Annotated in this window: 18 protein-coding genes and 1 pseudogene; 5 read left to right on the top strand and 14 right to left on the bottom strand. The window is 54.8% G+C overall.

What is annotated here, in order from left to right:
- Nucleotides 1-106: pseudogene (locus Q0O07_RS06110) on the top strand (IS481 family transposase); the annotation flags it as partial.
- Nucleotides 107-355: 249 nt separating this feature from the next.
- On the opposite strand, the gene Q0O07_RS06105 reads toward Q0O07_RS06110, so the two are convergent.
- Together Q0O07_RS06105 and Q0O07_RS06100 are read right to left on the bottom strand one after the other, a co-directional pair.
- Nucleotides 356-1,336, bottom strand: a complete 981-nt coding sequence (locus Q0O07_RS06105; protein ID WP_295491615.1) for a 5'/3'-nucleotidase SurE — start codon at nucleotides 1,334-1,336, stop codon at nucleotides 356-358.
- Between the two features lie 58 nt (nucleotides 1,337-1,394).
- Nucleotides 1,395-3,839, bottom strand: coding sequence for a TonB-dependent receptor (locus Q0O07_RS06100; RefSeq protein ID WP_295491612.1), 2,445 nt, complete (start codon nucleotides 3,837-3,839; stop codon nucleotides 1,395-1,397).
- Nucleotides 3,840-3,911: 72 nt separating this feature from the next.
- On the opposite strand from Q0O07_RS06100, the gene Q0O07_RS06095 reads away from it, so the two are divergent.
- On the top strand, nucleotides 3,912-4,061 hold the full coding sequence (locus Q0O07_RS06095; protein WP_295491609.1) for a hypothetical protein: 150 nt from the start codon (nucleotides 3,912-3,914) through the stop codon (nucleotides 4,059-4,061).
- A 57-nt stretch (nucleotides 4,062-4,118) separates the two neighbouring features.
- On the opposite strand, the gene Q0O07_RS06090 is transcribed toward Q0O07_RS06095, so the two are convergent.
- Nucleotides 4,119-5,573: a carotenoid oxygenase family protein gene (locus tag Q0O07_RS06090; protein ID WP_295491606.1), complete on the bottom strand. Its 1,455-nt coding sequence runs from the start codon at nucleotides 5,571-5,573 to the stop codon at nucleotides 4,119-4,121.
- Nucleotides 5,574-5,592: 19 nt separating this feature from the next.
- Nucleotides 5,593-7,086: an aldehyde dehydrogenase family protein gene (locus Q0O07_RS06085; RefSeq protein WP_367271049.1), complete on the bottom strand. Its 1,494-nt coding sequence runs from the start codon at nucleotides 7,084-7,086 to the stop codon at nucleotides 5,593-5,595.
- Between the two features lie 145 nt (nucleotides 7,087-7,231).
- Between Q0O07_RS06085 and Q0O07_RS06080 the strand changes: the two genes are divergently transcribed.
- Nucleotides 7,232-8,416: an acyl-CoA dehydrogenase gene (locus Q0O07_RS06080; protein ID WP_295491602.1), complete on the top strand. Its 1,185-nt coding sequence runs from the start codon at nucleotides 7,232-7,234 to the stop codon at nucleotides 8,414-8,416.
- 9 nt (nucleotides 8,417-8,425) lie between these two features.
- Here the strand turns inward: Q0O07_RS06080 and Q0O07_RS06075 are convergent, their stop codons facing one another.
- From Q0O07_RS06075 to glmU, 10 genes are all read right to left on the bottom strand, one after another.
- Nucleotides 8,426-8,830: a hypothetical protein gene (locus Q0O07_RS06075; protein ID WP_295491600.1), complete on the bottom strand. Its 405-nt coding sequence runs from the start codon at nucleotides 8,828-8,830 to the stop codon at nucleotides 8,426-8,428.
- 137 nt (nucleotides 8,831-8,967) lie between these two features.
- Nucleotides 8,968-9,891 carry an Hsp33 family molecular chaperone HslO gene (locus Q0O07_RS06070; RefSeq protein WP_295491597.1) on the bottom strand — a complete coding sequence of 308 codons (924 nt, stop codon included), beginning with the start codon at nucleotides 9,889-9,891 and terminating at the stop codon, nucleotides 8,968-8,970.
- Nucleotides 9,888-10,814 (bottom strand): ornithine carbamoyltransferase, encoded by a 927-nt coding sequence (gene argF / locus Q0O07_RS06065; protein WP_295491594.1) that lies wholly within the window; start codon nucleotides 10,812-10,814, stop codon nucleotides 9,888-9,890. The genes Q0O07_RS06070 and argF overlap by 4 nt, the downstream gene beginning before the upstream one ends.
- Complete coding sequence (locus tag Q0O07_RS06060) at nucleotides 10,811-11,998, bottom strand: aspartate aminotransferase family protein (protein WP_295491592.1); 1,188 nt, start codon at nucleotides 11,996-11,998, stop codon at nucleotides 10,811-10,813. Before Q0O07_RS06060 ends, argF begins: the two co-directional genes overlap by 4 nt.
- Nucleotides 11,999-12,111: 113 nt before the next feature.
- Complete coding sequence (locus Q0O07_RS06055; protein ID WP_295491591.1) at nucleotides 12,112-12,237, bottom strand: hypothetical protein; 126 nt, start codon at nucleotides 12,235-12,237, stop codon at nucleotides 12,112-12,114.
- 78 nt (nucleotides 12,238-12,315) lie between these two features.
- Nucleotides 12,316-14,139: a glutamine--fructose-6-phosphate transaminase (isomerizing) gene (glmS, locus tag Q0O07_RS06050; protein WP_295491588.1), complete on the bottom strand. Its 1,824-nt coding sequence runs from the start codon at nucleotides 14,137-14,139 to the stop codon at nucleotides 12,316-12,318.
- Nucleotides 14,140-14,523, bottom strand: coding sequence for a type II toxin-antitoxin system VapC family toxin (locus tag Q0O07_RS06045; protein WP_295491586.1), 384 nt, complete (start codon nucleotides 14,521-14,523; stop codon nucleotides 14,140-14,142). It lies immediately after the preceding gene.
- The gene (locus Q0O07_RS06040) at nucleotides 14,520-14,792 is read right to left on the bottom strand and encodes a ribbon-helix-helix domain-containing protein (protein ID WP_295491583.1); all 273 of its coding nucleotides are present in this window, start codon (nucleotides 14,790-14,792) and stop codon (nucleotides 14,520-14,522) included. Before Q0O07_RS06040 ends, Q0O07_RS06045 begins: the two co-directional genes overlap by 4 nt.
- Nucleotides 14,793-14,817: 25 nt before the next feature.
- Nucleotides 14,818-15,450 (bottom strand): DapH/DapD/GlmU-related protein, encoded by a 633-nt coding sequence (locus tag Q0O07_RS06035; RefSeq protein WP_295491580.1) that lies wholly within the window; start codon nucleotides 15,448-15,450, stop codon nucleotides 14,818-14,820.
- 3 nt (nucleotides 15,451-15,453) lie between these two features.
- On the bottom strand, nucleotides 15,454-16,800 hold the full coding sequence (glmU, locus tag Q0O07_RS06030; RefSeq protein WP_295491577.1) for a bifunctional UDP-N-acetylglucosamine diphosphorylase/glucosamine-1-phosphate N-acetyltransferase GlmU: 1,347 nt from the start codon (nucleotides 16,798-16,800) through the stop codon (nucleotides 15,454-15,456).
- Nucleotides 16,801-16,952: 152 nt separating this feature from the next.
- Between glmU and Q0O07_RS06025 the strand changes: the two genes are divergently transcribed.
- Nucleotides 16,953-17,627 carry an HAD hydrolase-like protein gene (locus Q0O07_RS06025; protein WP_295491575.1) on the top strand — a complete coding sequence of 225 codons (675 nt, stop codon included), beginning with the start codon at nucleotides 16,953-16,955 and terminating at the stop codon, nucleotides 17,625-17,627.
- Nucleotides 17,575-18,975 (top strand): ATP-binding protein, encoded by a 1,401-nt coding sequence (locus tag Q0O07_RS06020; RefSeq protein ID WP_295491572.1) that lies wholly within the window; start codon nucleotides 17,575-17,577, stop codon nucleotides 18,973-18,975. The genes Q0O07_RS06025 and Q0O07_RS06020 overlap by 53 nt, the downstream gene beginning before the upstream one ends.
- The last annotated feature ends 88 nt before the right edge of the window (nucleotides 18,976-19,063 follow it).

Here is a 19,063-nt window from a genome sequence, read left to right as displayed (position 1 = left end):
TCTCGAGGCCAAGCTCATCGAATGGGAGAACTTCTACAACTTCAACCGACCGCACGGTGCTTTCAACGGAAAAACACCCTATGAAGCCCTTCGCGAAAGGCTATAATCTCTCCCAGTCGATGTCCCGCTAGATCGTCAACCTTACACCTGGCGGATATCCATTCCTTGCCGACAATATATGGTATGACGCTGTAAGACCTTTTTTCAAAGGCGAGCTAATCATTGGGCGCGATTTGATGGAAATTTGATGCGCTCCATCGAAGCTGCCATCACTCCATCTCGGTAGAATTTGAAGAAACAAAGAGGTTTAGACCCCCAAGGGAAAATTCTACACCATTGCCCTGCACTGCCGCCCTTATTTAGCCAGCGCCGAGCCTGTCAAAATTCTGCTGACCCAGTTGATATTCTGGTCAGCACTGGCATAGCCTGCCTGCATCGGCGATACGGCAATGCAGCTGAGATGGAGAAAGGATTCATCTTGTAATTGCTCGGCTGAAGGCTTGGCCGGATTTTGACCGAGTGACAAACCAGGCAGCGCCGGGATATCCATCTTATACGTCCGCGCCATTTCTTTCATTTCAGGCGATGCGCTAGCAGCCATATTTTCGGAAAAACTTAGAGTATAGGCGTTATAGGTTCCTATTTTGGAAGCGCAGAATTTCGTTCCCTTGGCCTCATTAGGGAAATTGATGTTCAGCGCCAAACCGGCCGGAAGCATCCGCCCACCCTTTGATGCGACATCCAAAGCGCGCACCAGTTCGGCACTTTTTGCGGCGATGGCGGGGGATTGTGCATTGTCTAAATCGGGGCCAGCACTGTTCTGCCCCGCACTCAAGGCAATTGCCGGCAGACCGCGCAACGCTGCAAATTGCGCTGCGCTAATTGTACCGCTGCTAATGGCAATTGCACCGACATTTTGTCCTTCATTGGGGCCAGAGAGCACGAGATCCGGCGCCTTCCCCCAACGTTTCATTGCGACGATATCCAACCCGTATAACACCGCCATGACTGGCGTGGAGTTCACATAATAAAAATCACTGCCCAGACCTTCACGAGTCATCGGGCCAGCGCCGGTCGCACCTGCATTGGCAGCGTTGTTGCGGCAAGCGGACTCGAGCGGAGCGAGTGGGCGCAACCCTAAAGCTGCGCCCATCCCGCTTTGGTTCTGACAGGGAACTGATACGATCACATCATGGCCATCGGCCTTTAACGCCTTGTATAGCGCGACAACATTGCTGGTCAGACCGTCATCATTTGTGATGACGATATGGCGCGTTTCAGCAGCAAGCGGGCCGGTGAAAGCCAAAAATGCTGCGGTAGCAAGTAGGTAACGCATATCGAGTCCCTTATGGATCATAAGTTAAAGCGCAGACCTAAGGTCATCGCTCTTAGCCTTACATCTGGATTTTGGCTTCAACGCCAAAGGTTCTGGGTTCGTTAAAGAAACCCTGTACGCCAGAACGCGGCGCTCCACCTTTGTAGAACAGATGTTCTTGGTTGAAAAGATTCCGCGCCCAGACCGCGATGGTGAGTTTTGCATCTGACGTACCCACATCAATGTCGGCAAAAGCAATGCGACCGTTAAAGATAAGGGCCTTTTCACCCTTTGGCTGCGCATATCGAACGGCGCGGGTGACGGGGTCGAATTCCGTATCAGTATAGTTGCCGTAAAAGCCATCATTGAAGTTACCATCAAGATGTGCGCGGATCGTAAAATCCTTTAACGGCAGCTCATAGTCGATCGCTGCACTTGCAGTATTTTCAGGCGTATAAACCTGATAAATGGGGACCGGTACCGTAATAAAAACGTTTCCGGGTTGTGGAAACGGATTAAGCGTCGCGGGAATTTTGACGCTGTTATAAGCATAGCTTGCCGACAGCGTTAGCCCAGTAACAGGGGCCAAGTTAAATTCCGCTTCAAAGCCTTTCAACTTACCCGTGCCCGGGGCATTCACCGTGTCCGAAGTTGTGCGTGTTGTGGCAACGCGGACGCCGTTGACGATATCTTCATACAGGCCGAAAAAATCGAGCTGAATGGATTTATAGTCGCCTTGATAGGCAGCAACATTAAGCCGCGCCCGTCCGTCGAGAAATTCGGCCTTAGCGCCAATTTCAAACATCGAAACGGTTTCAGGATTAAATGGCGCATAGCTTAGCGAGCGCGAGTTTGCGCCGCCTGATTTATAGCCAGTGCTCCATTTGCCATAAATAAGGATATCTTCAGACGCATCGATGGACAGGTTTACCAGCGGGTCAAAACGCGACCACGCGGCGTCCAACGGCACTGGCCGGGTAACATTGACACCATTGATGGGGATAGTTGGCGTCGTGCCGTTAATGGTGAAAAGCTCGCCCACCTTTTCGTCTCGCGTCCAACGACCGCCAAGGGTCAGGTGCAATACATCATTGGCAACTGGCGGCGTGTAGGTAGCCTGCCCATAAACACCCATGCTGGTGGTTTCAACGCGGCTGGCGCGCTGAACAACTTGCGTCGCATAATCAATTTGACGGACCGCGATGGCCGTTCCAGCAGCGTCAGTGAATTGCAAAGTGTTGAACGCTTTTGCGCTATCCTCTGCATTCTCCCGATAATAAAGCGCACCAGCCGCAAATTTCAAACGTTCGAAATCCCCAATGACCTGAAATTCCTGGCTCATCTGATCTTGGGCAAATGGTGCCAGACTGTAACGGCCGAATTGAAAGCCAACGAAGCTGGCCGTCGGGTTTGCGGATGTCCGTGGTTGCTGAAGCGACACAATGTTAATCGCGTTGTCATACTGTGCCTGCGTCATATCGCGATAAGACGAAATGGATTTTAAGGTCAGGTTGCTAGTCGCGTCCCAGTTCAAACCGACGCGAATGCCCTTTGTGTTTCCGACACTGGCATCTTGCGGCATGCCCACTGGGGTACTCGATGCGCGCCGCGGCTGCACAATCGGCAAATCGGAAAGACGGTTAGGCAAGATTGCCGGTGAGGTGGCCGTGGCTGGGGCGCCTACTGGAGCTTCTACTAATTGCAGATAATTGGTGCTCGTGGCGTCACGGGCAATATCGGCAGCGAAATTGGCCGTAAAATTGGCGGACGGTCGCCACTGCAACTCTGCGCGGAAACCGCGTTTGTCAAAGCTGGCAAAATCTAGGGCACCCGGGAATGGGTTTTTCACAAATCCGTCGCGCTTTGTGAAAATCCCATCAAATTTCAGGCTGATGTTATTTGTCTCGGGCAGGTCGAGATGGGCTTCGGCTTTATAGCTTCCGTAATTGCCAAGGCCTAAAGTGGCCCCAAGTCCAAATTCCCCGCTCGGTCTTTTGGTGACAATGTTTACCGCGCCACCTTCGGTATTACGCCCAAAAAGGGTACCTTGCGGTCCTTTAAGCACTTCGATGTTCTCAACATCGTATAATGCAGTTCCCAAACCTTGAGCACGCCCCATATACACACCGTCGATGTAAACGCCGACGCCTTGATCACGTGCTGGCTGGTTGCTGTCGGACAAAACACCAACGCCGCGCACGTTGATGATGAGCGCGCCTGGACGCGAAAAAAATGGTGCGACGCGCAGCGAAGGAATGGCGCCATCACCCAGATCAAGCAGCGATTGAATATGGCGGTTTTCAATTCCCTCGCTGCCCAATACGGATATGGAGATAGGAACATCCTGCAGATTTTCGGTACGCTTTTGAGCTGTCACGACGATATCCGACAAGCCGGCAACTTCGTCCTCAGCTACTTCCTGAGCCATCGCCGCGTTGGTTGAGTAAACAGCCAAAATCGCTGCTACCGACACTGTGGCAAACTTGTTTAAGCTTCGTTTTGCAGATTTCGAAATATACGGCATGAATGCTATCCCCAGTTAATTGGGGGCGGGGTAGTTCCGCAAAAAGACTCTATCATTGTGGCAATATTTCACATGTTTGGCAGCTTGCCATATTTCAGTCACATAAATGCAAAGCTTTCTATTGGTAAAATGGTGAGAGATTTACTGGCAGGCGTGGCAACCATCATCACCAACTCGCAAATCCCGATATTGTCGGTCAACGATTACCGCGCGATGTGTTAGTTCGCCTGCTCAACTGACAGCTGAAAGGCCGGCCGAGAGGATAGCAATAGCTTCGCGTTACAGGGCCAATCGATCGGCCCAATGCGCATGGGTCCCGCTGCTGATTTTATGCGGAAGGGCGATCCGGCAAACGGGTCCTTCTGCAAACCGCTTGCAGTCGATCAATATACATTCCGATGTCCCGCGATTTTCGTCCGTGACAAAACTGACGAGATAGCCATCATCTTCGTCCACCGCACCGACGCGCGGGGCAAAGGGTGCCTCACTGCCGTAGCGCCCCTCAGGAAGCTCTAAGGACCATGACTCTCCCGTGACCATGTCATGCTTCACAAAGCCGTTAAACAGGAACCAGCCGGGCTTAGAAGTCGTGCTATAGGCATATCTATAGGGCAACCCCAGATAACGCTGGTTCATCATCCCGAATTCGAGAATGCGGTCATCGAGCCGCTCTTCGCGCGTCGTGCCGTCGGTCAAGTTGAAACGCCAGCGGTGCAGCTTTGGCTTGAAGCTATGTTCGTCGACATAAGCCATCATATGGCCGTAGCCGTCCGCATTTTCGAGTGGCGGCGGATAAGGATCTTCTTCGAAATAGCCATCGAGTATCACTTCGTCGCCGTCTTCATAGGCGTTAATGAAGTGCAGGACGAATGTCGGGTCGGCCTCAAACCAGCGGATATCTTCTGGCTGCCCATAACGCGGGATGAGCGCAAAACGCGACGGTAGCCCTTCATGCAACCGCGTCACATGGACATTGCGCTTCAGCAATTCTTCGTCCCAGAAAAGCGGAAAGTCGCACAATATTGACCAGTTTTGCGTAAACATCATGTCATGCGGCAGGCGCGGCCCCGGCAACGGAATGGGCACATAATGCGCCAGCTTGCCATCATGATCAACGACGCCATAATGCATATAAGGCGCGTGCTTGGAATAATTGAAGAACAATAATTCGCCGGTGCGCCCGTCCACCTTGGGATGCGCGGAAATACCATCAAGCGGCACCCAAGACGCCACGCCCTCTTGCTCCAATGTTTCGGGGTCAAGAACATAGCCCTCTCCGCATTGGTAGAAAGTCGACACAGCTTTGCCTGCGTGCACAATGATGTCGGTGCTGGAGGAATCCTTCAGACTGCCATGCGCGCCAAATCCGGGGCGTTTGGACACGCCCGTTTTATCCATCAGCCCGCCCCATAAGGATCCGCCCGCATCCTGCTCCGCCTGAAAACAGCGGGTGCGAACGAAGCGGTTGCGATAGCTGGCCTTGCCGCCGGAAAAATCGATCTGGTGGATCATGCCATCGCCGTCAAACGGGTGGTAGCGGCCCAAGGGTTGATGCAGCGGGTTTTCGGTATTGCGCAAATAGATGCCGTCAATGTCGTCGGGAATGCGACCCTCGATGACATCAAGGTCAGTCGCGGTAACTTCCTCATGCTGCGGCGTCCACGCCCCGTTGAGATAGGGATGGTTGCTCGGTTGCAGCGTTGCTTTCACCGGCGGTAGTTTATCAACCCGCATTTCGCTCTCCTCTGGGCGTTCAGCCTATGTCGAATGTCACCCCTTGCGCAAGTGGCAGATTGTCGGAGTAATTTATCGTGTTCGTCGCGCGGCGCATATAGGCCTTCCATGCGTCCGAGCCGGACTCCCGGCCGCCGCCGGTTTCCTTTTCCCCGCCAAATGCTCCGCCAATTTCAGCACCTGACGTGCCGATGTTTACATTGGCAATGCCGCAATCACTTCCTTCGGCGGACATAAATAGTTCGCATTCGCGGATGTCGGTCGAGAATATGGAGGATGACAATCCTGCACCGACGCTGTTTTGCAGGGCAATGGCTTTGGCCAAATCATGATAGCGGAAGATGTACAGGATAGGCGCAAATGTCTCCCTTAATACAGGGCCATCATGCGCTGCCATCTCGACAAGCGCAGGGCGGACATAGACGCCATCCATTGCAAGGCGTTCGCCGCCGGTTACATTTCCGCCAAGTTTTCTAGCCTCATCAAGCGCTGCGCGCATGCCTGCAAAAGCCTGCTCGTCAATCAATGGCCCTGCAAGATTGTTGCCGTCAAGAGGATCGCCCACCGACATTGAGCCAGTGGCCGACTTGAGCGCCCCAACGAAGCTGTCATAAATCGCGTCATGTACAAAAAGGCGGCGTAGGCTGGTGCATCTTTGACCACTTGTCCCAAATGCAGAGAACAATAGGCCGCGAAGTGCCAATGCGACGTCCGCTTTGTCGCTGATAATCGCGGCGTTATTCCCGCCAAGTTCAAGGATGGTTTTGGCAAAGCGGGCGGCAGCAACTTGTCCGACCTTCCGACCCATTTCCGTGCTGCCTGTGGCGGAGATTAAGGCAATACGTGGATCGGTAACCAACGCCGCCCCAGTGTCGCGTCCGCCCTGAATGACTTGCGACAGATGCGCAGGTGCATCGCCGAACGCGGCAATCGCCTTTTCAAAAATCGCTTGGACCGCAGCCGCGGTTAGCGGCGTTTTCTCCGATGGCTTCCAGATCACGCTGTTGCCACACACCAAGGCCAACGCGGCGTTCCAAGCCCAGACAGCGACGGGAAAGTTAAATGCGGAAATGATGAGAACTGGACCAATGGGATGCCATTGCTCCATCATCCGGTGACCGGGCCGTTCGCTAGCGATGGTCAGGCCATGCAATTGCCGCGAGAGACCCACAGCAAAATCGCAAATGTCGATCATCTCCTGCACTTCGCCAAGTCCTTCCGACAGCGGCTTTCCACAATCAATGGTAACAAGGCGGGCAAGGTCATATTTTTGTGCACGCAATGCATTGCCAAACAAGCGGACAAGCTCCCCGCGGCGCGGCGCGGGAACGCTGCGCCAATTGAGAAAGGCGGCCTGTGATTGCGCGACGGCATCATCGATGTCGTCAACCGTCGCTGTCACCACCGCCCCGATGCGACTGCCGTCAATGGGGCTGTGCACCGCAAGATCACCGCCATCAACAATGCAGCCCAGCGTTTCGAGAAGCGTTTTCGTTTCGGCTGCTAATGCCATTATCATCCCCAGTCTTTGTCCTGCATTCCCACAGCGCATGGCAAGACGCAGAGTTGATGGCAAGGGTTGCTGTCTCGCCCGCACGCTTATAAAGGCACACAGGACGCAGATCGCTATTCAGTTAGCCTTCCCGATGGAGACAAAAATGGCCGAGTTGGCAGCATTCGATTGGTCTGACCCTTTTCGTTTAGAGGACCAACTGACCGAAGACGAGCGCATGATCCGCGATAGCGCGCGCGCCTTCGCGCAAAGCGAATTACAGCCGCGCGTGATCGATGCTTACCGAACGGAATGTGACGCGCCGGAACTGTTCCCGTTAATGGGACAGACCGGCCTGCTTGGCGCGACCATCCCAGCCGAATATGGCGGCGCTGGCGCATCTTATGTCGCTTACGGGCTAATCGCGCGCGAGATTGAGCGCGTCGATTCGGGCTATCGATCAATGGCGTCGGTGCAGTCGTCACTCGTGATGCATCCCATCTATGCTTTTGGATCGGAAGAACAAAGGCGCAAATATCTGCCGGGGCTGGCTGCGGGCACGCTGATTGGCTGCTTCGGCTTGACCGAGCCAGACGCGGGATCGGACCCTGCGGGCATGCGCACCTTCGCTAAGAAGGTTGACGGCGGCTATGTCATCAACGGATCGAAAACATGGATTTCCAACGCACCTTTTGCCGATGTCTTTGTCGTCTGGGCAAAATCCGAAGCACATGGCGGCGGCATTCGCGGCTTTGTTCTTGAAAAGGGGATGAAGGGCCTCACTGCGCCGAAAATTCAGGGGAAGCTGTCGTTACGCGCATCGACGACTGGCATGATCATGATGGACAATGTCGAAGTCGGCGAAGATGCGTTGCTGCCCGATGTACAGGGACTAAAAGGCCCGTTCGGTTGCCTCAACCGCGCCCGCTACGGCATCAGTTGGGGCGCCTTGGGTGCAGCAGAATTCTGCATGCACGCGGCGCGACAATATGGCCTTGATCGTCACCAATTTGGCAAACCGCTTGCCGCCACCCAGCTATATCAAAAGAAGCTGGCTGACATGATGACGGATGTTGCCTTGGGGCTGCAGGCATCCTTGCGCGTTGGCCGCCTGATGGACGAAGGCCAGCTTGCGCCCGATATGATTTCTATCGTTAAGCGCAACAATGTCGGTAAAGCGCTCGATATCGCCCGTGCCGCGCGCGACATGCATGGCGGCAACGGCATTAGCGAGGAATATCAGGTTATGCGCCACATGGCGAACCTAGAAACAGTCAACACCTATGAAGGCGCGCATGACGTGCACGCGCTTATATTGGGCCGCGCCATTACTGGCATAGCTGCGTTCTGAAATTACCCTTCAGCACGGACCAGTTTTGCGGCCCTCGGCTGAAAACGAAAATGGCGCATTATTGCGAATGCCTTGCGATTGGATATGGATGATCCGGTTTGTTTCCTTACGAATAACCGTCAACCCCTGACCATGCCCTTCGCAGGTGTAACTGACCGTTAGGGAATTTTCGCTCGCACGCACGACATATTGTGCGCACACTAAGCCACTATGTTGGATTTGGGTGAGGCTTTCCGATTTACCGAGGCAGATTTTGGTAGTCGGCACACTGCCGACCGTTGGTCGAAATTGCCACAATCCCCGATCAAGTGAATCAAGCAAAGCCATATTGCCATCTGGTTTTGCAACCCCCGCCGCCGCCAGCGAAAGCAAAAGCGCACCGGGGAAGGCATAAAGACGGAAAATATTGTTCATAAGCTTCTATCCGCAAACCAATATTATACAGCGAAGCGACCTATTTTTCGCTATCTATATAACATCATTTGTGATGTTTTGCACGATGATATGTAGCGCATAAACCATAAACGACGCTGCCGTCGTTGATGCGCGGTTCAATTGTTAAAACTGGCAAGGCTTATCGGAAAGCGGCGCGAACAAAATTCACAGTCAACGACGATGTCTCCGGCATCATCTGCCATTTCGGCGCGGTCAACGGCAGGAAATTTGGCAATGACATCGCGGATGTGCACGGGATCGCAGCGGCAACCCTTTGACAGACAATCGCCTTGCTCAATGCGTACTTCTTTTTCTTCATGAAACAAGCGCCAGACAATTTCCTCAAGCGGAAGCGCCGGGTCGGCAAGCTCGGCGTCAGCGATGGTCGAAGACATGACTTCGATATGTTCCCACTCAGGATGGTCGAGCCGCACATGCAACCGCTCGCGTCCTTCCTCCCCCTCGGGCAAATGCTGCACCAGCAGGCCGCCCGCAACACAGCGGCCATCAATATGGTCCACAGCAACGCGAATGAAGGTCGGGATTTGTTCGGATTGTACGAAATAATTCTGCGCCGCATCGGCGAGCGTCTCGCCTTCAAGCGGGACAATTCCCTGATAACGGCCGCCACCCTCGCTCGCGGGTTTCATCCGGTCAAAAGTGATCGCAAGATAGCCCTGTCCGAAGATGCCAGATAGCGTCGAATCCTGCGGCAGGGTGGCGGCAGTCGCGGCATCAAACTGCGCATAGCCGCGCAATGCGCCATCCTTATAGTCGCAGGCCAATAGCCGGATTGCACCTTTTTCCGTCTGCGTCTGCAGCGTGAGTTGGCTGCCCGGCTCCTTTAACGAAGCACCAAGCAGCGCAGTCAAAACTAAAGCTTCGGCCAACGTCCGCTCAATCACCGGAGGGTAAGCATGGGCCGCCAAAATCTCACCCAGCACATCGTCCAGACGCACCAGCCGTCCGCGCGCATCCCGCGCCGGTATGGAAAAGCGCAAGGGCTGGTTGGACAATGTTTCCGGTTGTTCTGGCATCATGATTTTCCAAGGCACCACAATAAAATCGACTTTTGCGCATGCAGCCGGTTTTCCGCTTCATCCCATATGACAGACTGCGGCCCATCAATCACAGCATCGGTGACTTCCTCGCCGCGATGCGCCGGCAGGCAGTGCAAGAATTTCGCGTCAGCTTTTGCCAAAGCCATCAGACGTTCGTTCACCTGATAGGGCATCATCGCCGCTATCTTATCATGCGCATGCTCTTGTCCCATGGATACCCATGTGTCGGTTACAACAACATCGGCGCCCGCTACCGCTTCGCCGGCATCGCGGGTGAGCGTGATGTTAGCTCCAGCAGCCCTTGCGACATCCATAAAATTACTGTCGCTTTCATAGCCTTCCGGGACCGCAATACGCACATTAAACTTGAACAGCCCAGCTGCCTCAACCACCGAATTCAACACATTATTGCCATCGCCAAGCCATGCAATTTCAAGGCCGGGCAACGCCTTTCCATGCTCCATAACCGTCAACAGGTCAGCAACGATCTGGCAAGGATGCGACAGATCGGTCAGGCCGTTGATGACGGGCACGCTTGCATGATGGGCCAGTTCCTCGACCTTTGCATGATCATCAGTCCGGATCATGATGGCATCGACATAGCGGGACAATACCCGCGCGGTGTCGGCAATGGTCTCGCCACGGCCAAGCTGCATCTGGCCCGATGCCATGAAGATGCTATCACCGCCCAATTGCTTCATCGCCATTTCAAACGATGTGCGCGTGCGGGTGGAATTTTTCTCAAATACCATCGCCAGCGTGTGCCCAGCAAGCGGCGCATCGGCATCTGATTTGCCCTTTGGCCAGCCAGCGCGTGCATTTTTTCTACTTATGGCGTCGTTCAGCATCGCTGCAACTGCATCGCCGCCGGCGTCGCGCAAGTTCAGGAAATGGCGCGTCATGCCGCTTGTGGCATTTGGTAGCTGGCGGCACCCGCCGACAGCTTTTCCATGAACGTCTGAATCTCGGCATCACCGATGTTCAGCGGCGGCAGCACGCGGAAGGTGTTGTCACCCGCCGCCACCAGCAACAGCCCATGATTATCCCGCAAGTGGGCGACAAAGGCACGCGTTTCATGTGTCATCATCACGCCAAGCATCAATCCCTTGCCGCGCACCCCAGTAAACAAATCCGGATAATTGCCGATAAACTGCTCAAGCGTTGAACGTAATTTGTCGCCAGTCGACCGCACTTGCGCCAGAAATTCCTCGTTCGCGACGACATCCCAAACCGCCTGACAGGCCGCCATCGCAAACGGGTTGCCACCATAAGTCGACCCATGCGTGCCAACGACCATGCCGCGCGCAGCCGCTTCGGTGGCAAGGCATGCGCCGACGGGAAAACCGCCGCCCAGGCCCTTGGCCGTCGCCATGATATCCGGAATGATGCCATATTGTTCATAAGCATAAAGCGTGCCTGAACGCGCCACACCGCATTGCACCTCATCCAGGATCAGCATGATATCATGTTCATCCGCCACGGCACGCAGGCCTTGGATGAATGCATCTGAGGCAGGCCGAACGCCGCCCTCGCCCTGAATGGGTTCAACCAGAAACGCGGCAGTTTTTGGTCCGATGGCGGCCTTTGCGCCTTCCAAATCGTCAAAATCGACATATTTGAAGCCTTCTAGCAATGGCAAGAAGCTCTTGTGCATCTTCTCCTGATTGCTCGCCGAAATCGTCGCCATCGTCCGGCCGTGAAAGGCGTTCTTGAAAGTGATAATCTCGAACCGGTCACTGCCCTGGCTTTGATGATAAGCGCGCGCAGTCTTGATCGCGCACTCAACAGCCTCAGCGCCAGAATTGGTAAAGAACACCGTGTCGGCAAAGGTGGTATCGACCAGCCTTTGGGCAAAGGCTTCGCCTTGCGGGCTGCCGTAAAGGTTCGATACGTGGATCAGCGTTGCAGCCTGATCCTGAATGGCCTTGGTCAGATGCGGATGGCCATGGCCAAGCAAATTTACCGCAATACCCGCAGCAAAATCGAGCGCGCGGCTGCCGTCTTCAGAAATCAGCCAAGCGCCCTCACCACGCACCGGCCGAAAACCACAGCGCGGATAGACGGGCATCAAAGGCGTAATCGACATGGTTTTCTTCCTTCCGACCAAATATTTGGCATATTCCAAAAGCCAAAAAGCGGCCCGTTAGGACCGCTTGTTTTTACCCTCCCGCTATAGGCATGCGAAAATGGCAAATCAAGCTATGCCTCCGGATCCTTGTCACGCTTCGCAGCGGCGATCCGGCGCCGCAGATATCCATAGAGCAACAAATGCACCCCCACCCACAATAGGATAAATATGACGATCATTTTGGCGGGCGTACTCATACACAATCCATAAAGCCGCTTGGGCTCTGAGCAACCCTAATACTCAACAAAAGTCGGCGGCGCGATTTTTGCGCAAACTCACTCCACCGTAACAGACTTCGCCAAATTGCGTGGCTGGTCCACATCCGTGCCCTTGGCGCAAGCGACGTGGTAGGCAAGCAATTGGACAGGCACGGCATAGACCAACGGCGCGATCAACGGGTGGACGGTCGGCATTTCGATGGTAGCGAGGCAGCCTTCGCCAGCTTCGGCGATGCCTTCGGCGTCGGATATCAACACGACCTTACCACCACGTGCGCGGACCTCTTGCATATTGCTCACGGTTTTTTCAAACAGCGGCCCGCTGGGCGCAAGAACGATGACGGGCACGGCTTCGTCGATTAACGCGATTGGCCCATGCTTCATTTCGCCTGCGGCATAACCCTCGGCATGGATATAGCTGATTTCCTTGAGCTTCAACGCGCCTTCCATCGCCAATGGATAATCCGGGCCACGGCCAAGATAGAGCACGTCACGCGCAGGCGCGATAAGGTGCGCCATAGCGGCAATCTCTTCATCATGGGTCAAAGCGGCGTTCAGCGCAGCTGGCGCCGCAATCAAATGCCGGACGATTTCGCGTTCTTCCTCTGCGTTCAACTTGCCCTTCACCAGTGCCAGATGCGCCGCAAGGGCAGCTAATACCGCAAGTTGGCATGTAAACGCCTTGGTCGACGCAACGCCGATTTCGGGGCCAGCATGCGTGGGCAGCAGAAGGTCCGCCTCACGCGCCATGCTCGATGTCGGCACGTTGACGACAACCGCGATAGTCTGCCCATTGTCCTTGCAATGGCGCAAAGCCGCCAGCGTATCTGCGGTCTCACCCGATTGGGAGATGAACAGCGCAAGGCCGCCTTCCTCCAACACGGGGTCGCGATAACGGAATTCCGACGCGACATCGATATCAACAGGCACGCGGGCGAAGGTTTCGAACCAATATTTAGCAACCATCCCCGCATAAAAAGACGTGCCGCAGGCGACGATGGTAATGCGTTTGACGCCCGCCAAGTCGAAATCCATCTGTGGCAGGGCAACCGTTTGCTCCAACGGGCGGATGTAGCTGGAGAGTGTTTGCGCGACCACGGTCGGCTGCTCAAAAATCTCTTTCTGCATATAATGGCGGTAATTGCCCTTTTCGATCTGCGCCGCAGACACGCCGGAGGTGGTGATTTCGCGCTCCACCGGATTATTGTCCTTATCGAAAATCTGCGCGCCTTGGCGCGTCACAATCACCCAGTCACCTTCCTCCAGATAGGCGATTTTTTGCGTCAGTGGTGCAAGGGCAAGTGCGTCCGAACCCAAATAAGTCTCGCCATCGCCATAGCCGACGACCAGCGGGCTGCCGAGCCGCGCACCGATCAAGAAATCAGGAAATTGCCGGAACGCAATCGCAAGGGCAAACGCGCCGCGCAGACGCGGCAGCACAGCCTTCACCGCATCCGTGGGCAAATGCCCAGCCTCGACCTGCTCGGACACCAGATGCGCCACAACCTCCGTATCGGTCTCGCTTTCAAACGTCCGCCCGCGCGCAGTGAGTTCGTCACGCAATTGTTTGAAATTTTCGATGATACCATTGTGCACAAGCGCCACTTCGCCCGTTGCGTGCGGATGCGCATTGCTCGTCGTCGGCGCGCCATGTGTGGCCCAACGGGTGTGCGCTATGCCAATATTTCCAGCCGCATCGTCGGTCTTGAGCACGTTGACGAGATTGGCCAGCTTGCCCTCCGCGCGGCGGCGGATGAGTTGGCCGTCAAACACAGTGCAGACACCGGCACTGTCATAGCCCCGATATTCCATCCGCTTCAGCCCATCAACGAGCCGATCCGAGACGGGCGATTTGCCAACAATTCCGATAATGCCGCACATTTATTTTGTTTCCCAATCTGCTTCATAGGGGACTCTGATGCCCGGCATTTCTGCCGGAAAATCCTTCGTATTTCGTGTAACGAGAATGCGCCCTGTCACCTGCGCCGAAGCGAGGATAACGGCATCAGGAGATTTCAACGACTTGCGCTGGTGCCTAAGCGCCGCCGCACGTCGCGCAATTTCCTCGTCGATCTCGCTCATTGCGAAAAGACGCAAAAATTCTTCAGTCTCGGTTGCCGCATCATCGGGAACACCCGACATCACCTCAATCCAAGTCATTCGGCTGATCCATGCGCGGGTGACGTTGCGCACCTCTGCCCATGCCGCTGGCCGATTGTGCAGCATGTCGATAACAATATTAGTGTCGAAAAAACGCTCGCTCACGCAGCACTGCGTTTCTTTTTGGGCGGCGCAACGTTGCCGATGTCCGGCCACTCGTCGCGCAACTGCCGTTCATATTCGAGGCCATCGACAGTCGAGCCGTGCCGCTCCCAAAGACCGAAATATTTCTCAAAGCCCTCTTTACGACTTTCCGCGCGATACGCCTCAACTGCCTCACGCAAAACAGCCGCCCGCGACTTGCCCTGTTCGGCAGCAAGCTGGTCGAGCCATTTGATGTCTTCATCAGGTAAATCGGCAAGGATGCGAGTCATGATATATTGATATCATATCATGATATCATGTCAATTCAATCTGGGGGTTCTGGTCGATTAGCTGAAGCCGCCCAACAATCGAAGCTCGTTCCAATAACGCACCCGGCGCAACAACAGCGTTAGCTCCAATCCGACTTCTGTCTCCAACCAACGCTCCAAATTTGTCCACGCCCGTGTCAATTACCTGTCCACTGTAGGCAATCCTAATATTGCGATTTTCCAATTCATTCCGGTAATTTGCGATAATCACACCGGCTTCAATATTAACATCGGCACCGATAATTGAGTCGCCCACAAAGTTCAAATGCGCCAGCTTCGAACCTGCGAACATAGCTGTGGTTTTCAGTTCAGACGACGGCCCGATTATGCAATCTCGTTCGAGATACACGCCGCCTCCCAGATAAGCGCCAGCAGCGATGAAGCAATTGGGCCCGATGATCGCAGGCCCTTTGACAACAGCCCCCGCCTCGATAATCGCGGTGCGGTGAACTGCGATCTCGTCGACGCGCTGGTATGAAGAGTCGAGGCCAGCAATTTGCTGCCTGAGCAAAGCCTCAATGTTGCCGACTAAGTGCCACGGCGCCTGATCGTTATCTGCAAAGCTGGAGGTGCGCCAAGGCTCAATGAAAGAGGATGTTAGGCCTTTGACATCAAGCATCCTTCACTTGCCCTCTTTCTTCTTCCTTCGCATCACATCGTGAAAACGATCTGCCCAGCTGGGTTTCACCAACTGTTCGGCGCGGACCATGCGGAGTTCGCCGTCGGCTACATCGCGGGATACCGCGCTGCCTGCGGCCACAATCGCATCGCGGCCGATTTTGACGGGCGCGATGAGGGCGCTATTGCTGCCGATGAACGCGCCTTCGCCGATTACCGTTTGATATTTGAAATAGCCGTCATAATTGCAGGTGATCGTGCCAGCGCCGATGTTCGCGCCTGCGCCAATCGTCGCGTCGCCCAAATAGGTCAAATGATTGGCCTTTGCGCCCTTGCCCAGATGCGCTTTTTTGGTTTCAACGAAATTGCCGATCCTGGCTTTTTCCTCCAGCACCGTTCCGGGCCGCAACCGCGCGAAGGGGCCGATTTCGCAACCACTGCCGATAATAGCGCCCTCAATATGGCTGTTTGCGCGAATTTTTACATTGTCGGCGACGGTCACACCGGGGCCAAAAAAGACATTGGGTTCGATCAGGACATCGCGGCCAAGCTGCGTATCCCACGCAAACCAGACAGTTTCCGGTGCGATTAAAGTTGCGCCATCATCCATGGCTTGCGCCCGGCGGCGCTGCTGCCACGCTTGCTCCATGTCCGCCAATTGTGCGCGGCTGTTGATGCCCGCGACATTGTAGGGTTCGGTCGTGACAGCCACGCAAATCCGCCCGTCTTCATGCGCGATGTTGACGATATCGGTAAGATAATATTCCTTTTGCGCATTGTCGTCGGTGACGCGATTCAGCAGCGGGAATAGGTCGCGCGCCTTCACCGCCATCAGACCGGAATTGGACAGCTTTACCGCTTTTTCCGCCTCGGTCGCGTCCTTTTGCTCGACCATTTTGATGATGCGGCCATCTTCGACGATTACGCGGCCATAGCCGGTTGGATCCTCTGGCTCGAACGCCAACACGACCACCGCCGGCGCATCAGGTGCGTTAAGTCGGTCAACCATCACCTGCATCGTAGCGGTCGGCACAAAGGGCACGTCGCCATAAAGAATGAGGACATCACCATCAAACCCCGCCAGAGCGCCTTGCGCCTGCTGCACGGCATGGCCAGTGCCAAATTGGGGTTCTTGCACTGCAAGCTGTGCCGAGCTCGCCAGAGCGGCCTCCAATTGTTCCTTACCGCTGCCGACCACCACGACCTTCTTGGTCGGGTTCAAGGCATCGACCGAAGCCATCAGGTGCATCAGCATGGGCCGTCCGGCGATGGGATGCAGCACCTTGTGCAGGTCGGATTTCATGCGCGTGCCCTTGCCCGCGGCGAGAATGATGGCGGCTAATTCAGTCATAGCTATTGTCATGCCAGCAAATTGTTGCAGTTTCCAGAACTTGCAGCCAAGGACATATGAAATTTTTGTTTGTGTCGAGCGCAGTCGAGACACCAATAAGTTCAACGCGCATCAACGACGCTCAATACGAACGCATAATTGGGGAGCTTGGCTTGAAATTTCCTTTCGACATCATTGGTTTTGATCTTGACGGTACTTTGGTGGACACCAGCGGCGATCTGACCGCTGCGGTCAATCATGTGTTGGACAGCGTAGGCAGGCCGCTGCTCTCGCCAGAAACCGTCAAGCAATATATAGGCGGCGGCGCAAAGCTGATGTTGCAACAAGGGCTTGAGGCAACAGGCGGCATTCCGGATGGCGATTTCAAACCACTCTATCGCCAGATGCTTACTTATTATGAAGCCAATGTCTGCGTGCACAGCCGACCTTTTGATGGCGCATTGGCAGTGCTGGATGCGCTGGACGATATGGGTGTGCGTTATGCGGTAGTGACCAACAAATTCGAGAACCTCGCCCTCAAATTGCTCACCGACCTGAACTTGGCGCACCGGATGGGGTGCATCTTGGGCGCAGACAGTTTAGGCAAGGAAAATGCCAAACCTTCCGGCGCACCCATCTTTGAAATGATCAAACGCTGCGGTGGCGGAAGGGCGGCGTATGTCGGCGATTCCATTTACGATATGATGGCGGCCAAGAATGCCAACGTCCCGAGTGTAGCCGTCAGTTTCGGGTTTTTGCACGGGCCGGTCGAAGATATGGGCGCAGACGCAATCATTGACCATTTTGGCGAACTTCTCGATTGCCTCAAAGGCATGGAATCACATTAGCGCAAAGGACGTCGAGCCGATTTTCTGTTTGCCATTGCTTGCGCCAACTCGCTGCGTCTATATGGGTGGCGATCCCACGGGCGTTGCAGCAGGGTACAAAGTGAACAGTTGGTTGTCTCCCCGCATAATATTTGCATTTGCGCTGGCATTTGTCGGAGCCATGTTCGCTGATCAAATGGCGGGTTCCGCCGAGCGCGTTCTCGTCATTTTCGTATCCCTGTTGGTCGCATTGTTCATTGCCGCTGATCCGCATGATCGCGAAGATGCACCGCAAGAGACCGCTAAGCCGACGGCAACTGACGCAGAAGTCATGGCGATTAGCTCGCATCCACAGTTGCAGGCATTTATCGATTCGTCGGCCGATGCCGTTTTGATGGTAGAAAATGCCCGCGTAACCGCTGCCAACCAAGTGGCGCTACGTTTGCTTGGCGCAAATATTGTTGGCCAAAATGTGCGCATGGCGTTCCGGCACGCTGGCGCGATTGAACGGCTGACAGACCCAGATGCGCATCACAGCGGAAACCCGATTCGGCTCGCAGGCATCGGCCAGAAAAACCAATTATGGGACATGCGAATTCAAACCATGGGTCCATTGCAAAAAATTGTGCATCTAGCCGATCGCAGCGGAACACAGGCCGCGGAAAAAATGCGGGTCGATTTTGTCGCCAATGCCAGCCACGAATTGTTGACACCGCTGGCCGCGATCAAAGGTTTCATCGAAACACTGGATGACCCCGCCGCCGGGGATGACGCAGTAACACGCAGCCGGTTTCTCGGCATCATGGCAACGGAAACCGACCGGATGCAGGCACTGGTTCGCGACCTGATGTCGTTGAGCCGGATTGAAGCCGAAAAATACGACCCCCCGCAAACGCCAGTCGATTTTTCCGACATCGTCATGGAAACCGTTGAGCAACTGCGCAACAGCCAAAAGGACCGTGGCACAGATATTGTGGTCGATGTGACGACAGATCTTCCACCTGTCATGGGCGACGCCGGACAATTGCGGCAGTTGGCGAGCAACATTTTGAACAATGCGCTAAAATATGGTCGCGCCGGCACGCCCGTAACGGTCTCACTGGTACGTTCCCGGTCTGGCGCAATGATTAATTTTACTGTAGCCGATGTGGGAGATGGCATTGCCCCTGAACATTTGCCGCGCCTAACCGAACGTTTTTACCGAGTGGATTCTGGGCGAAGCCGCTTAGTTGGCGGAACTGGCTTAGGCTTAAGCCTCGTCAAACATATTGTTGATCGGCATCGCGGCCATCTGGAAATCCGCAGCACGATAGGTAAGGGTACGACCGTGTCGATATTGTTACCGGTTGCGCCAACGGGTCCGTCATAATAATGTAGTACAAGAGTCATTGATCATCCATCCGGGTCGGCTAATGGCCCGTTAAAGTGTAGTTTAAATCGCGCCAAATCCATTATGG

Origin of the sequence: Sphingorhabdus sp. EL138 (genome assembly GCF_945890115.1) — a bacterium.
Taxonomy (GTDB): domain Bacteria; phylum Pseudomonadota; class Alphaproteobacteria; order Sphingomonadales; family Sphingomonadaceae; genus Sphingorhabdus_B.
The sequence above is the reverse complement of the archived record's forward strand: the minus strand, read 5'-3'. Positions and strand labels throughout refer to the sequence as shown.

Bases quoted from the DNA above. Each gene is read 5' to 3' on its own strand.
- Q0O07_RS06035 (WP_295491580.1), bottom strand. From the start codon at position 15,450: ATGCTTGATGTCAAAGGCCTAACATCCTCTTTCATTGAGCCTTGGCGC.
- glmS (WP_295491588.1), bottom strand. From the start codon at position 14,139: ATGTGCGGCATTATCGGAATTGTTGGCAAATCGCCCGTCTCGGATCGG.
- Q0O07_RS06040 (WP_295491583.1), bottom strand. From the start codon at position 14,792: ATGACTCGCATCCTTGCCGATTTACCTGATGAAGACATCAAATGGCTC.
- Q0O07_RS06085 (WP_367271049.1), bottom strand. From the start codon at position 7,086: ATGGCATTAGCAGCCGAAACGAAAACGCTTCTCGAAACGCTGGGCTGC.
- Q0O07_RS06090 (WP_295491606.1), bottom strand. From the start codon at position 5,573: ATGCGGGTTGATAAACTACCGCCGGTGAAAGCAACGCTGCAACCGAGC.
- Q0O07_RS06105 (WP_295491615.1), bottom strand. From the start codon at position 1,336: ATGCGTTACCTACTTGCTACCGCAGCATTTTTGGCTTTCACCGGCCCG.
- Q0O07_RS06075 (WP_295491600.1), bottom strand. From the start codon at position 8,830: ATGAACAATATTTTCCGTCTTTATGCCTTCCCCGGTGCGCTTTTGCTT.
- Q0O07_RS06095 (WP_295491609.1), top strand. From the start codon at position 3,912: ATGTTTGGCAGCTTGCCATATTTCAGTCACATAAATGCAAAGCTTTCT.
- Q0O07_RS06070 (WP_295491597.1), bottom strand. From the start codon at position 9,891: ATGATGCCAGAACAACCGGAAACATTGTCCAACCAGCCCTTGCGCTTT.
- Q0O07_RS06100 (WP_295491612.1), bottom strand. From the start codon at position 3,839: ATGCCGTATATTTCGAAATCTGCAAAACGAAGCTTAAACAAGTTTGCC.
- glmU (WP_295491577.1), bottom strand. From the start codon at position 16,800: ATGACTGAATTAGCCGCCATCATTCTCGCCGCGGGCAAGGGCACGCGC.
- argF (WP_295491594.1), bottom strand. From the start codon at position 10,814: ATGACGCGCCATTTCCTGAACTTGCGCGACGCCGGCGGCGATGCAGTT.
- Q0O07_RS06060 (WP_295491592.1), bottom strand. From the start codon at position 11,998: ATGTCGATTACGCCTTTGATGCCCGTCTATCCGCGCTGTGGTTTTCGG.
- Q0O07_RS06055 (WP_295491591.1), bottom strand. From the start codon at position 12,237: ATGAGTACGCCCGCCAAAATGATCGTCATATTTATCCTATTGTGGGTG.
- Q0O07_RS06080 (WP_295491602.1), top strand. From the start codon at position 7,232: ATGGCCGAGTTGGCAGCATTCGATTGGTCTGACCCTTTTCGTTTAGAG.